We start from the raw sequence: 16819 nt of genomic DNA, 5'->3' as shown, positions 1-16819 counted from the left end.
AATTCAGATGGGGTAAAAGAATCCCCACCTGAATTAAGAACTTGCTTCAATAAACAAGAGAATAAAAACAGAAATTTTACGTTATATAATGTTTTGATTGAAAATAGTAGTTAGAAAATTTATTAACATTATAAATTAGAGAGGTGATTAATATGATAAATAGCCAATTGAGTAAAATGGCTCAGGATATTTTGAATATAATTTCAGAAGTTACTGGTCATAACAGTGAAGATTTAGAAATGGATATGTATCTAGAAAGTGATTTGGGCTTTGATTCAATAAAAATGGTAACTTTAATGAATGAGCTAATGAAATTAATTCCGAAAGATCAGCTGGAGGAATTTATGAAGGAAAATCCAGTGAATTCTCTTATGATTTTGGATACCATAGGTGATATAATAGAGGTTTTTGAAATCTGGAATTCTTCTAAAGAAAATATTAGCAGAGAAGTTAATGAGATAATAGAAAAACAGGAATATTTACAGAATAGAGATAATGGGGAAGAGATAAGTTTAGAAATATTAAATGCACAATATCCATTTTTAGCATCTTATTTTGCTGTGGGCACTATAACAATTTGTAATGGAATAAGGATAAAAGGAAGGCTAAATATAAATTATTTATGGGAAAGCTGGAGGGAATTAATACATAGACATATAGTATTGCAAGCCTATTTTCAGGTGCCAGAAGGAGCAAAGGCCTTTGAAGAATATAAGTTTTTGTTATCAGATTATATTGCACCACCGGAAATTCGTGTTCATGATATTAGAAATTTTAAGCATCAGGAACAAGATAAGTATCTCAACAGGAAATTTGAAGAGATAATAAATGAAAGATTTGATATTTTTAAATGGCCATTGCACAATATTGAAGTGATTCAAACAGAGGAGTTAGAATATGAAATAATATTTTCTAATAGCCATCTTATCTCTGATGGACTAGGGAATCAGGAGATTATAAGGGAACTTCTTGATATATATGGGTCAAAAGTATCAGGGAAGGAATACAATTGCCAGCAAAAAATATCTGCTTTACATTACAATGAAGTAGTTAAAAGTATCAATTCATGGAAAGATCAGCAGGAGATAAATAAACTTCAGGAATACTTAAAAAAGCAGGGGAAAAATAAATATTTTTTTAATCCCTATAATGATAAAAAAATTCATAATCCCTATGCCAAGGTAAAAAGCATAAAATACAGTATTGATAAGGATACAGTGAAAAGGTTGATGTTGTCCACAAAAAAATGGAGGGTATCTCTATTTACATTGCTTACCAGTGCCTATTTAAAGACAATTAGAGAACAGTCTTCAGAATTTAATAATATAATACTGAACTTACCTACAGGAGGAAAAGTATACCCTAATGCTGATGCAACGGGAATGTTAGGGTGTTTTGCTCAGAATTTAGCATTGACCTTTAATAATGTAGAAGCAAACAATGAGACTTTAGATGCTATGGTAAAAAAGGTTGATATGGAAATAAAAAATGCAATAGCAGCTGGCTTTGATAGAGCACAGATTTTTGAAGCAGCAGGTGAGATAAAGCATAAGGAAATGCTGAATAACGGTAAAATGTCTCCTATTATTGAAGGCTTTATAAGAGCAAGTTTAAAGTCAAATTTATATTTATCCTTTGTGGGAAATACAAATATAAATAGCTATTATGGAGATATAAATGTATATGATTATGAAGCTTATACTTCTACAAATGCAGGAGCTATTGATAATCTCATAGAGATATTCCAAGGCAGACTTTTCATATCTTCCAATTATGATAGTTCTTTTTTTCATAGAGAGGACATAGATAAGCTTATTAATAATTTTATAGACAATATTAAAGAATTGGCACAATATGAAATAAAGCCACAAAAAACTGTTAACATTACTGCAAGTTATGCAGCTGATTTAATTGACGAAGTTTCCAATGTATTTAATGAAGTATGCTCCACATCAATTTGCAGCAGAGATATGGATAGAGACTTAGAAGCGGAAATGGGAATGGACTCATTACAGCGTATACGTATTATTACAAGACTTGTGAAGAATTATAAAATTGTAGACAGAAATTCACTGTTTGAATGCAGAACCTTGAGAGAAATAATTTCAAGCATTCATAAAGATATGAGCTCCTATGAAAATAAAAATTCTGAGCAAAATGAAAAACTAAAGGAATATGTGAAGGGTGAACAGCTATATATACCATATATGAAGATAATAGAGCAGTGCAGAAAGACACCAAGTGCTGATGCTATAAGTTATGAACATCAGTCAGTTACCTATAGAGAACTGGAGCTTTTGTCTAACAAAATTGCTAATTATTTGAGAGAACAGGGGGTTACAACAGGTTCCTTAATTGGAATTATGACTTTGCCTGGACCCAATATGCTAATAGGCATGCTTGGAATACTTAAGGCTGGGGCAGCCTATGTACCTTTGGATGCAGCTTATCCATCAGATCGTATCAAATATATATTAAATCATGCCAAGATACAAATACTTCTTACGGAGCAGGCTTTAAAAGAGGATTTATCAAAAATACTGGAAGAGAATGAAAATATTCAGGGACTTGTATTTTTAGATGAAGGTGAAGTTATTAAAGATAAAGTTAATTTTGTACAGGTAGAAAGAGATATCTGGGAGGAGGTTTCAGAAGAAGCACCTGAACATATAAGCAGCCCAGAAGATTTGATGTTAATCATTTATACTTCAGGCTCTACGGGAAAACCTAAGGGAGTTATGCTAAGTCACAAAGGTTATATGAACAGACTTACCTGGCATCAGAAGATGTTTAATTTAAAGCCTGGAGAAAGAGTTGCACAAAAGACCTCCTGCTGCTTTGATATATCTATTTGGGAACTATTCTGGCCACTAATGTATGGGGGAACTGTATGCCCTGTAAGGAAGGAAATTGTTAAAAATCCTTGGAGGCTTGCTGAATGGATTATAGAAAATAAAATTAATATTATGCATTTTGTACCTTCATTATTTGGAGAATTTATTCATGCCATAGAAGATGAAGATTATCAGTTTAATGATTTAAGATGGCTTATTTACAGCGGAGAAGCTCTGCCAATGTCCTTTATGCAAAAGTGGATAGATAAATACGGAATGGGGGTTGGATTGGCTAATTTATATGGACCTACAGAAGCTTCAATTGATGTAACCTGCCATGTAATAGAGAGAAGACCGGGAGCTAGTGGAGAAATCAGCATTCCAATAGGAAAAGCTATTGATAATGTATATATACTGAATTTGGATGAAAATATGAGAGAGCTTCCAGAGGGCGAAGTAGGAGAACTTTGGATTGGCGGCATACAGCTTGCTAAAGGCTATTTAAATAATGCTGAAAAAACTTCTGAGGCCTTTAAATCAAATCCCTTTAAACATGTACCAGGAGATTATCTGTACAGAACTGGTGATTTAACTGCTAAAAATGCTCAAGGAGAGTATGAATATCACGGACGCATAGACAATCAAATAAAAATAAGAGGCTTCAGAGTGGAACTGGGAGAAATAGAAGCAGTAATTCATAGTCATCCTATGGTAAAGGAAGCAGCCGCAGTGGCTTTGGATTATGGGGATGGACAAAAGAGGTTGGTAGCATGTATATCAGGAAACTGTGTAGAGGATAAGAAAATAAAGTCACTTGTAGGAAGTAAACTACCTGAATATATGGTTCCTCACCAGATAAAATGGCTGGATAATTTACCTAAAACTCCAAATGGCAAAACTGATAGAAAAGCTCTGATTAAGATGATTTCCACTATTTCCGATTCCTCTGATAATTGTACATCTGAGATAAAAATTACTTCCAATATTTACACCCCAGGGGTGGAATTTATGAAAGAAATAGGAAATGATTACGATAAAACTTTAACATTGAGTACAGATGCAAATATTTCACTTACATCTGGAGAAAGGATAATGCCTTTAGCGCCAGCTCAAAAATGGCTTATGAATTATTTTGACTATCCTTATCAATGGGCAGGATTTACAAGGTTCACCTTTAAACAGCCTCTAGATTTTAAGGATTTTAACAGAGCACTTACACTGCTCATAAAGAAACATGAAGTATTGAGATGTGAGCTTACTAGAGAAAAAAATAAATGGGTACAAAAAATTCTTTCAGAGGACTTAAATGTAAATGCTGATTTTTACGATGGTTCAAAGCTTTCAAAAGATCAGAGAGATAAAAATGTAGAAGACATAATAGTAAAAACTGTTAAAGAATTAAAGGTAGATAAATGGCCTCTATGGAAGGTTATAGTAGTCAAGATTTCAGAAAGTTCCTATGACATATCAGTGATAGGGCATCATCTTATATCAGATATAATTACCAATGGAATATTGTTTCAGGATATTTGGAAAATATATGCACAGCTTATTTCTGGAAAAAATTTATCAATAGAAGAAAGTGACAGAAAATCTTATACAGATTTTATAGCTGCTATGGAAAAGGAAAAAGAAGTTAATGGTTCAAAATTCATGGATTACTGGAAAAGTAAATTCCCAGCAGAAGATTCTGTATTCAATATACCCTATGATTTTAACAAAGGGCCTAATGATGAAGCTTCATCAGTTACAGAGAAATTTACATTAAGTAAAGAATTGTCCTCAGTACTTTTAGGAAAGGCAAAGAAGTATTTTAATTCTAATGTATATTCTATATTACTGGCACCACTATATAAAATTTTAAGTAAAAACTTTAACAGTTCCAAAATAATTATAAGTCATAGAGTTAACGGAAGAGATTTTAGTAATAATTACTTCTTTGAGTCTGCTGGTGATTTTGCAGTGAATTTTCCTTTGGGAATAGACATAGAAGAAAAAGAAGAATTAAAAACCATAGTAGAAAAAATAAGAAGGGAATTTGATGAAGTCCCTTTAAAGGGGGTCAGCTACGATCTTATTTCAGAAAATCTGCCTTTTTATATGTATCCAGATTTAAAATTAACTCCGGTAAGGGCAAATTACCTGGGAAATAGAAGACTTCCAGAATTTAAATCAATTGAATTTTCAAGACAGAATATGGATAGAAGATTTTCTATGCCTCATCAAAAGAGAATATCTATATTGGAATTTTTCTTCTCTATAGTTGATGGGAATTTAGTAGTAGAGCTGGAGTATTCAGATAATTTATTTAATGCTTTAACCATTAAGGAATTAGGAGATAAATATATTTCGACATTAGAAGCAATGCTTTCAGCTGTTCCTTTAGACAATGAAAACCGTGGTATAGGTCTTCGGGAACATCATACTGAGGGGCAGTTATCAAATAAGGTTGCAGTTATAACAGGAGGGGGAACAGGTATAGGTAGAGCCATTGCCTTAAATATTGCAAAGGAAGGTGCCGCTGTAATTATAATAGGAAGAACAGGTTCAAAGCTGCAGCAGGTTACAAGAGAAATCAGAAATTTTGGTGGAGAGGCTTATGCTATAGAAGCTGATATTACTGATTTGGAAGAAGTGAAGAGAAAAATAAATTTAGTGATAGAGAAGTTTGGAAAAATTGATATTTTAGTAAACAATGCAGGTATTACAAAAATGTCTTCTTTAGTGGATACAGCTCCAGAAGAGTGGAAGGAAATTATAAATACAAATTTATTTGGCAGCTACAATCTCTGCTATTCCGTTGCACCTTTTATGATAAGTAAAAAATGTGGGAAAATAATAAATATAGGTTCTGACTCCTCTTTAATAGGGTATCCTCTTATGACAGCTTATGCAGCTTCTAAGCATGGAATTTTGGGTCTTACTAAGGCCTTGTCTGAAGAATTAAAGCTTCACAATATTCAAGTAAATGCAGTTTGTCCTGCTTTAGTAGATACAGATATGGCTCCGGCGGCTCTTAAGTCAAAGGCTATAGCACCGGAAAAGGTAGCTGGGGTAGTAATGTTTTTAGCTTCAAAGGCTTCAGATTGCATAACCGGTGAAACTATTCAGGTATATGGAAAGCAGGATATGCATTGGTTTGGCTCACAGCAGATGACTATGCTGCAGGGCGTATTAGGTTTAGGTATACGAAAATAGATTTAAGATGTCTATAATTAAGGGGTTATGTGAATGAGTGAGAATGTGAAAATAGCTAAAATATTCAATAATAGTAAATGGGTAATTTATTTAATGGCACTGCTTATTGGCAGCGCTATAGGTATAATAATTCCCCTTACTTCTACACATATGTCAAGAAATCATGTCAGCGAGCTGCTTATTGGGGTTATTGCTTCAGTATATTTTTTAACTGTTGCCCTTGGAACAATATTTATCAATAAGAAAATGAGAAACAGAGATTTAAAGAAGCTTATTGCCTTAGGATTAATTATAAGCTCAATGTGTACTATAATTTTTCCTCTTATTTTTGGAGGAGTGCTGTGGTTTATTCTTATGGCAATAATGGGTTTTGGTGTAAGTTTTCATCTGGTAGGCACTCAGACAGCTCTTCATAGCTTTGCTGATGATTCCAATAGGGGGGTTATAAGTGGCGTGTATACTCTTTTCTTTGCCTTCGGGTTTGCAGCTGGCACCATTGGTGGACCTAAAATTTATGAAAGTAATATATATTTATCCTTCATAGTTGGTGCACTATGCTTACTTATAGCAGCCGTTATTGTCCTTTCTAAAATAAAAGTAAAATTGTATATATCTGATAAGCCAAAGGAAGATGTAACGAGGAAAATAGCTCTTTCACTGCAGGGTGCCTTTTCCTATGGATTTATAGAAAATACCATTGCCTCCATGTATCCGATCTTTTTACTGAAATATAATTTCACTCTTTCACAGATGGGATATGCACTGGGTATGTTTGTAATTGGAGGTATAGTTGGAACAATTCCTATCACTTATATTGGGGATAAGATAGGCCGAGAAAAAGGTTTAATAATAGGTGTACTTATATCTTTAGCAGGCTTCTTTGGAATAATCCAGTTTCACGGATTAATGTATAAATTGATTTTTTCATTTATATGCGGGGTAGGTATAGGAGCAATATATCCTATTTCAATGGCGCTGGGGGCTCAGGGTTTAAATAAGGAAGAGATTATATCTGCTACTTCAAATTTTACATTTTTCTATAGTTTTGGATGTGCGGCAGGACCAGCCTTATCTTCGGTAGCTATGAATAAGCTAGGTAATAATTATTTGTTTAGCTTAAGCTTAATATTGCTATTGGCACTTTTGCCTCATTTATTTTTAAAAGTAAACAGAGCACAGGTGCAGGATGCATAATTACAATTGTTAATCAGATAAATGAAATTTAACCTGACTAACTTGGCGTAAGTCTCCCACGCACTCTGTGAAAGTGGGAGTTCAACGCCAAGTAAGCCATGCATTTGCAGTTCTAAAATTCAGATGGGGTAAAAGAATCCCCACCTGAATTAAGAACTTGCTTCAATTTGGGGGGAAAAAGAGATGAGTAAAGAAACCATTGAAAAAAATGAAAAAACTAATGATGAACTATCAATTTTAAAGGGAAAACCTATAGAGGATATATACTACAAAAAGCATAATCTTGGTAACTTGCTTATTGAAGCAGCAGAAAATAAAATTAATAATGGCATTTTATTTGTAAGTGAGGATTATAGTGAAGTTTACCTGTCTTATAAGGAAATTCTAGAAAGATCTTATAAGGCATTGGGAGTCTTCGAAAAAGCAGGAATTAAAAAAGGTGAATACGCCATATTTGTCATAGATGAAAATATAGATTTTGTAATAAATTTTTGGGGGTGCATATTAGGCGGAATTATACCAGTGCCCCTTACCCATCCAACAGCCTTTACTGAGGGAAATGCAACTGCAGATAAGATAATAACCATATGGAGGCAGCTTAAAGAACCAGTGCTTATTGTAGATGAAAAGATGAAGGAAAATTATAATTTATTTAAGAATTCAATGGGCCTGAAATCTATGAGGATATTGGGGACAGAAGAGATAAATAAAGGTGATAAAAAAGGCAGACTTAACCTGGCAGAGGTTAGTTCACCAGCCTTTATACAATTTAGTTCAGGAAGTACAAATACTCCAAAGGGAGTGGTATTAACCCATGAAAATATACTTATAAACGTTGAATCTATGGTAAAGGGAGTTAAATTATGCTCTAAAGATACAATATTAAGCTGGATGCCATTTAGCCATGATATGGGATTAATAGGCTTTCACATTACACAAATAGCTGTGGTAGCAAAAATTATTAATATGACTACCTTGACCTTCATTAAAAATCCTATTTTATGGATGGATTTAATTTCAAAGCACAAAGCTACGGTAACCTGCTCACCTAATTTCGGGTATAAGCTGCTACTCAGCAGAATAAAGGAGGAGCATTTAAAGTCTTGGGATTTAAGCTCCTTAAGAGTTATTATAAATGGTGCAGAGCCAATTTCTACTTCATTAGTCAATGTATTCTTAGATAGGCTTTCAGGCTGCGGCTTAAAGAGAACCAGCATGGTTCAGGCCTACGGTATGGCGGAGGCTTCTCTCACAATAAGCCTTTCACCTTTAGATAAAGATCCAATGCATCACAATTTGAGCAGAAAAATTATGGGAAAAGAATCAAAAGCAGTAGTAAATAAGGAAGGTGATCATGATTCAATTCTCATTGCAGATTTAGGTTATGTAGTAGATGGAATGGAACTTAGAATTATTAATTCTGAAGGTGAGATTGTCCCTGAGAGAACTATAGGGGAAATACAAATTAAAGGTAGAAACATAACACCTGGATACCTAAATAATCCACAGCTAAACAGTGAAGTTTTTAAAGAGGGCTGGTTTAATACCGGAGACATGGGATTTGTGGTAAATAATCGTCTCAGCATTACAGGAAGAATGAAGGATATTATATTTGTCAATGGCCAAAATTTTTATGCACATGATTTAGAAAGCAGAATTGAAGCTTTAGAAGGAGTAGAGCCTGGAAAAATAGCTATTTGTGCATGGCAGGATGAAAAAGAAAACAGTGAAAAGGTAGCTCTTTTTTCAGGGTTAACTGCTAAACTTGAATTCCATTCTAAAATTATTGCATTTGTAAATGAAATAATGGGAATAAATATAGATTTTTTAATCTTAGTTAAGGACATTCCAAAAACATCCAGTGGAAAAATTAAGCGTTTTGCCTTACTGGAAAATTTTAAAAACAATGAATATAATGAAAGTACCCATTCTGCTAAGGATTTACTTATTAATGGGAATACAAATGGTGATAATATAAGTAAGAATAAAATTACAGAAAAAGAGATAGCTTTAGAAAAAGATGATCATTTAAAAGACAATTATTTAAAAGGTATAAGGGATATTTGGGCTAAAGTACTGGAAATGCCCGAGGAGGTTATTCCACTTGACAAACCCTTTCTTGCATTGGGCGGCAATTCAATTAAGGCAATACAATTACTGAATTATCTTGAAGAGGAATTTAAGATAACCCTTAGTCATGACATATTGATTAAATGCTCTACTATTAATGAGATGAATGAATATTTAATTAAATTCTTTAATAAGAAGACTTCAGAAGAACCAATATCAGAATATAAAAAGCTGGATAAGGAAATAAATTTACAACAAAACAATGATTTAAATGCTCAAGATATAGCAGTAGTATCAATTGCGTGTCGTTTTCCAGGAGCAAAAAATTCTGAGGAATTCTGGAATAATCTAGCTCATGGAAAAAGCAGTATTACTGAAATACCTGGTAACAGATGGGATATAAATAAGTATTATGATGCTGATAAAAAGCAAGGTAAAACCTACTGCAGTGCAGGCGGATTTATAGATGATCCCTATGCCTTTGATGCTGAATTTTTTAACATCTCCAGTGAAGAGGCAGAGGTTATGGATCCTCAGCAGCGTATTATGCTGGAACTTATTTATGAAGTCTTTCAAAATGCGGGCTACTCAAAAGAAGCTGTAGATGGGAAAAATGTAGGTATATTTGCAGGTACAGGTACCAATAATTATTTTGAGTATCATCTTAATACCATGAACATGAATAATATAAAGGAATTCAGCAGTTTTAACAATCTGTCAAGTGAGCAGAGAAATTCCTTTATGGAAGAATGGAAAAATAACTTTGGTTATACTGAAGATCATACAAATCTACTGGTAGATAATATTTTAAATATGGTAGTTGCAAGGGCCTCCCATGAATTCAATTTAAAAGGACCAAGCTTAACTATAGACACTGCCTGCTCTTCTTCTTTAGTGACAATTCATATGGCTTGTGATGCTATAAAGAGAAGGGAATGTGAAATGGCCATAGCAGGAGGCATAAATCTTTTATTGACTCCTACACCTTACATATATTTCAGCAGTGCAGGGGCATTGTCCAAAACAGGACAGTCAAAGGTCTTTGATGCAGAAGCAGATGGATTTGTTCCAGGAGAAGGGGGCGGTTTAGTACTTTTAAAAGCACTGAATAAGGCTATAGAAGATAAGGATAATATTTTGGCAGTTATTAAAGGCAGTGCAGTGAACAATGATGGTCATTCCATAGGAGTTATGGCACCAAATCCTGATGGTCAGAGAAGTGTAATAGAAGCTTTTTATAGAAAAAATGCTATAGATCCTAAAGAAATACAATATGTAGAAGCTCATGGGACAGGTACTAAGATAGGAGATCCCAGTGAAGTTAGAGCTATTGCTCAGGCCTTCAGTAAATGGAAACCTGAAAATCAATCCATTGCCATTGGTTCTGTGAAAGCTAATATTGGACATCTTTTAAATGCAGCAGGAATTGCCAGCTTTATAAAAGTAGTTTTAGCCTTAAAGAATAAGACCATACCACCAAATGTGAATTTGAGTAAGCCTAATCCAATGATTAAATTTGCCGATACACCTTTTTATTTAACAGAAAATTCAAGGCAGTGGCAGGTAAGTGAAAAAGGTACCAGAAGAGCTGCAATTAATTCCTTTGGCTTCGGCGGCACAAATTGCCATATGCTGGTGGAAGAAGCTCCTGAGAATTTGGAAGCTGCTTTGACAGTGGAAACTCATTTATCTAAACAGGTTTTATGTTTAACAGCCCATTCAGAAGAAGCACTAAGAGAAAAAATATCAAATTTATCTGCATTTTTAAAAGAGCATGAAGATTATTCTCTAGAGGATATCTGCTACACTGAAAATAGAAGAAATACGGCTTTAAAACATAGATGCAGCGTTATTTCAGCTTCTGTGAAGGAATTAATTGAAAAATTAGATAAACTTACTTTAGAAAATAGTACTGTAGAAAAATCACCTAAGGTGGCATTAATGTTTACAGGACAGGGTTGCCAATATGTTGGAATGGCAAGAGCATTATATAGTGTAATTCCAGAATTTAAAGAATATGTGGATATGTGTTCAGAAGCTTTTTATCCCCACATTGGTGAAAAAATAACGGATTTAATATATGGACAAAATGCAGAAGAGAAAATTCTGGCACAGACTAATATTACTCAACCGGTGGTATTTACTCTTGATTATTCTCTAGGAAGACTTCTCATGGATCTAGGAGTTAAGCCTGCATGTGTTCTTGGACATAGCGTGGGAGAATGGGCAGCTGCATGTATTGCAGGAGTTGTGGAACTTAAAGCAGCAGCAAAAATAGTCTCTGCCAGAGGTAAATTAATGAATGATTTAAAAATACCTGGGGCTATGGCAGCAGTATTTGTTACTGGAGATAAGCTTGAAGCTTTAATAAAGAATTTTAATAAAGAGGTTTGGATAGCTGCCTACAACGGAAATCATCAGGTCATATCCGGAGCCGCAGAAAGTGTAGATGAATTTATAGGCATACTGGAAAAGAATAATATTGTGTGTAAAAAGCTTAAGGTTTCACAAGCCTTTCATACACCACTTATGAGGCCTATGCTTAAGGAATTTCAAGCCGAATTGGAAGGAATAGAATTTAAAGAGCCTAGTATACCTATAGTATCCAATATAACTGCTGGATTTATGGAAAAGCCTGTAGATATTCAGTATTGGCTGAAGCATATATTGAGTCCCGTTAAATTTGAGCAGAGTATTAAATTCATTAAAAGTAAAGGAATAAACACTTTTGTGGAGGCAGGCCCGGATAAAACCTTAACAGGTATGGCTAGTGCAGTTTTACTGGGAGATAGCTCCAATATTTTACCTATGGTTAACCGAAAAAAGGATAATTTGGAAGTGCTGCTTGAAACTATTGGAAAATTATATTCTATAGGTGCGAAAATAGATTGGGAAATCTTTTATAAGAATTTTACTTACAAAAGAGTTAAATTACCTGGGTATCCATTCCAAAGAAAGAGCTACGGTCCTAAGTTTGGGAATAGAAGCTCAAATTACAGTATGGCAGATAACTGGCTTTATAAGTGGCAGTGGCAGGAAGAGATGAATATACAACAGCAGAAAATAGAAGAGGGAGCAGTAATAATTTTTAATGACCCTAAGGGGATTGGAAATGAACTTTCAAAGAGATTTGATAAGGCTGTTAATCCTGTTTATTTTGTAGAGCCAGGAGAAGATTTTAAGTATGATGGTAAAAATAATTTTGTTATAAATCCAAGTAAAAATGAGGATTATGATAGCATTGTAAAAAATTTATCTCACAAGCTATCTCTTATTATTCACCTTTGGAATTTACCCTATAGTGATTTTAATGAGGAAGATATCATTCTTTCAAAGGATAAATTCCTATATGAAAGCTTATACAGCATATTTAACATTGCACAGTCTGCTAAGGCAGAAGTAGAAAATAATATAAGTTTCATTGTAGTTACGGATAGAGCTCAGTTAGTTAATGAAAGAGGTACTGCTATAGGACCTCATCAGAGCATAGCTGCAGTACTGTCTCAAGCTATAGATGAAGATAATACCAATATCACTTCTAAGATAATTGATATAGATATTAAGGAATATATAAATACCCTGGAAATTTCAGATAAACTTTTCGGTGAATTTAATAAAAAATCAGATCCAGAGGGAATCTCAGTAATAAGAGATGATAAAAGCTTTGTACGTAAATTAGAACCCTTTAAGGCTTCCATGGATAAATTGCAGATAAATCCAGGAGAAACCTATTTAATAACAGGCGGAACAAGTCCATTAGGCGGCGATCTTGCCAGGGAATTAGCAAAACAGGCCAATATAAATTTAATATTAACAGGAAGAAGTACTCTGCCGGAAAGAGAGCAGTGGGAAGAAAATGCTCACAGTAATGAGGTAAAGGAAAAAATTAAGTTAATATTGGATTTAGAAAAGCTTGGAGCAAAGGTATTGTATGCTTCTGTAGATGTAACCAATAAAGCTGAAATGGAAAAATTAATAAGCAGAATTAATGATCAGTATGGAAGCATACAAGGGGTGGTTCATGCAGCAGGAGTACTTGATTATTCCTCATTTAAATTACTGAATAAAAATGTAGATATACTGAAAAAAGTATTTGCCCCAAAGGTACAGGGTACTGTTATAACGGATTTAGTTACAAGAAAGGAGCCTCTGAAATTCTTTACTATGATATCCTCTGTATCCGCTTCCGAAAAGAAATGGTCCCAGGGTCTTGGAGAATATGCTGCTGCCAATTCTTTTCTCAATGCCTATACAAATTACAGAAATAGTATAGATGCACAGGGTAAAACTATAGCTATCAACTATTCTCTTTGGGATAACAAGGGAATGGGAGCTGTATTTGGAGAAACAGCTGGAAATGCTATAAAGGCTCAAGGCTTAAGGCCACTTTCACCAGAAAAGGCAGCAAAGGCATTTATAGAAGCTATTTCTGTAAAGGGAGAAAGTAATATTCATATAATAGACTTATTAAAAGAAAATATTGTAGAAAGAGTTGAAGATACAGATAGAGCTGAAGAGGTTACAAAAGCTGAACACAGAGAGATATCCTATTTGGAAGCTAAGGAAGTAAAGAATACTGTTTATGAGGTTATAGGCAGACAATTGGAGATACCAGTGGAGGAGCTTGATATAGGTACAAACTTTCTGGAGCTTGGATTGGATTCAGTAGGAGCTATAAAGGTAATAGAAAAACTCAGCAAGGAATTAAAGGTGGAGTTATATCCTACAATTATTTTTGAATATCAGACTCCAGAGGCACTTGCAAATCATATAGAGAATTCCTATTTTAAAATTGATAATACTGACAAGGTAAAAAATATTAATGAGGAAGAAGATAAAAAAATAGAGGATATAGCTATTATAGGAATTTCACTGAGAATACCTGGGGCAGACACTTTAGAAAAATATTGGGATATTCTAGAAAATGGTGTAGTAACCATAGGACAGGTTCCTCAGGAGCGTTGGTCAATTGAAGATGAATATAATAGAGATAAAGATTCTTTAAATACTTCCTATTCTAAATATGGTGGGTTTATTGATAAAGCTTATGATTTTGATCCTGTATTCTTTGGTATTTCTCCAAAGGAAGCAGAGGCTATGGACCCACAGCAAAGAGTGTTTTTGGAAGTGGCCTTTGAAGCTATTCAGGAGGCAGGTTATGGTGGAAAATATAGAACGGAGAATATAGGGGTCTTTGTGGGAGCAGAGCAAAATAACTATATGGAGCATTTTTCAAATTACAGAAACTATGAAATATTAAAGGATAGATTTGAAAAAAGCCAATGGTTTAACAGAATGCCTTCAAAGGAGAAAAAAGATATAATAAATACTCTTATAAATGTTTTGAAACCAGCAGAATTAAGGCCAGATGCAGTGCCTGGAAATGGATTAAATGAAATAGCAGCCAGAGTAAGTCATTGTCTTAACCTTATGGGACCAAGTCTTGTAATTAATACAGCTTGCTCCTCTTCTCTGGTGGCATTGCATATGGCCTGCGAAAGTATAAAGACAAAACAAAGTGATATGGCCATTGTAGGTGGAGTAAATCTCAATTTAAGTTCCATACCATTTATATCCATGAGCAGATTAAGTGCTATATCCCCATCCGGTGAATGTCGTCCTTTTGATAAAGGTGCTGATGGAATGATTTTATCCGAAGGGGTAAGTGCCATAGTCATTAAGCCGCTGCAAAAGGCTTTAGAGGATGGAGATAATATTTACGCAACCATAAAGGGATCTGCAATTAACAATGATGGACATTCTCAGGGAATAACAGCTCCAAGGCCACAAGGACAAGCTAAAGCTGTAGAAAATGCCTATAGAAATTCAGGAGTTAATCCTGAGACAGTATCCTATATAGAAACCCATGGAACAGGTACACCACTGGGAGATCCTATAGAAGTTGAGGGAATGACAAAGGCCTTCAGGTTATTTACTGATAAAAAAGGCTTTTGCGGCATAGGTTCTGTGAAATCTTCCTTAGGTCATATGCTGGCAGCCTCTGGCCTTGTAAGCTTAATTAAAGTGGTGCTTGCCATGAAGAATAAAAAACTGCCTTACACTGTTAATTATGAAGTTCCAAATGCAAATATAAATTTCAAGGAAACTCCATTCTTTGTGGTAGGTGGAGAAACCAGACAGTGGCAGTCAGAGGATAAAAATCCTTTAAGAGCAGGAGTAAATGCTTTTGGTTTTGGTGGAACAAATGCACATATTGTTCTTGAGGAAGCACCGGCAAGTGAGTACAAGAGGCCAGAAGATAAAAATGAAAATGTTAATTTCCATCTTCTTCAGCTCACAGGCAGAAATGAAGCTGTAATAAAGGATATTGCAAAAAGAATGAAGCAGTATATAGAGGCAAATCCAGAGATAGATCTGTCTTCTATATGTGTTACTATGAATAACAGCCAAAAGCAGTTAGTCCACAAAACTGCTTTGGTGGCAGAATCTAAGGAAATTTTATTGAAATTATTAAGTGATGTTCAACAGGGGAATAAAGAAGAGGAGATTTATAGTGGAAAAGCCAATCCTAATAGAGAAACTACCTGTCACTTATTATTAGATGGTACCCTGTTTATGAGTGAAGCTGAAATTGAAAAATTGAAAAATAGATTTGAAGCTTTTAATAAATGTTATGGTGAATGTGAGAGAGAATTTAAAAACATAGAAATTATAAAAGATATAAAAGAAGAAATAAAAGAAAAAATAAAGATATTTTCTATTGAATATGCCTTGGGCTGTGTCTTTGCAGATTTACAAATGAACATTGAAAGTATAGTTGCAAAAGGAGCTGGAATACTAAGCAGCGCAGTATTAACAGGAGAACTTAGTATTAAAGAGGCTATAACTTTAATAGTGAATAATTTTAATTATGAATATAAACTTAGTACTGATAATGGTAATAGAAGGGCATATTTTAACTGTGCTGTGATAACTTCTTTAGGAGTATTTAATAATAGTGAGGATAAAATTTCATTTATAAAAACTATATTAAATGCAGACAAAGTCTATGACAAACTAAATCAAATACTAAAAAGAAATGAAGTAATACTATATTTGGGAAGTTATGAATTAATGGAAAAAGAAATTTCTGAGCTAAGTATTGGAGAAGTATTTTTACAGTTAAATATTAAATCACATACTGAAGGAGCAGAGAAAGAAATTTTAACCTTACTGGCTAAAATGTATATTTTGGGTGTGGCATATAATCCTAGAAATATTTACCCGGTATACGTTCCTAAGGTTGCATTACCAACTTATCCTTTTGAAAATTCAATCTATAAGGTATCTTTCCAGGAAAATCTGGAGCAGTATGATGAAATTAATGTAATGGGAAGCAAGAATATTATTACAGAAGAAGATGTAAGGGATGACAAAATCATGAATTATAAAATTGCAATGGAGTCTGCAGATTCTCTGAATTTAATGAAAATTATTGACAGCACAGAGCTTAGCAGGAATGAAAAGCAGGAATCTTATGAAAGTCTTAGCCGCGATTTTAACATTAATAATATATAATTATT

3 protein-coding genes are annotated in these 16819 nt (G+C 34.0%); all 3 read left to right on the top strand.

The window, feature by feature from the left end; all coding sequences use genetic code 11:
• The first annotated feature begins 152 nt into the window (after positions 1-152).
• The 3 genes from ABF633_RS08005 to ABF633_RS07995 all read left to right on the top strand — a co-directional run bounded on the left by ABF633_RS08005 (position 153) and on the right by ABF633_RS07995 (position 16814).
• Complete coding sequence (locus ABF633_RS08005) at positions 153-6032, top strand: amino acid adenylation domain-containing protein (RefSeq protein ID WP_415523143.1); 5880 nt, start codon at positions 153-155, stop codon at positions 6030-6032.
• A gap of 33 nt (positions 6033-6065) precedes the next feature.
• Complete coding sequence (locus ABF633_RS08000) at positions 6066-7226, top strand: MFS transporter (protein WP_415523141.1); 1161 nt, start codon at positions 6066-6068, stop codon at positions 7224-7226.
• A 183-nt stretch (positions 7227-7409) separates the two neighbouring features.
• Positions 7410-16814: an SDR family NAD(P)-dependent oxidoreductase gene (locus ABF633_RS07995; protein ID WP_415523140.1), complete on the top strand. Its 9405-nt coding sequence runs from the start codon at positions 7410-7412 to the stop codon at positions 16812-16814.
• Positions 16815-16819: the final 5 nt, after the last annotated feature.

It is taken from the genome of Clostridium sp., from assembly GCF_047718555.1.
Taxonomy (GTDB): Bacteria; Bacillota; Clostridia; order Clostridiales; family Clostridiaceae; genus Clostridium_I.
This window is presented reverse-complemented; position numbering and strand designations above follow the sequence as displayed.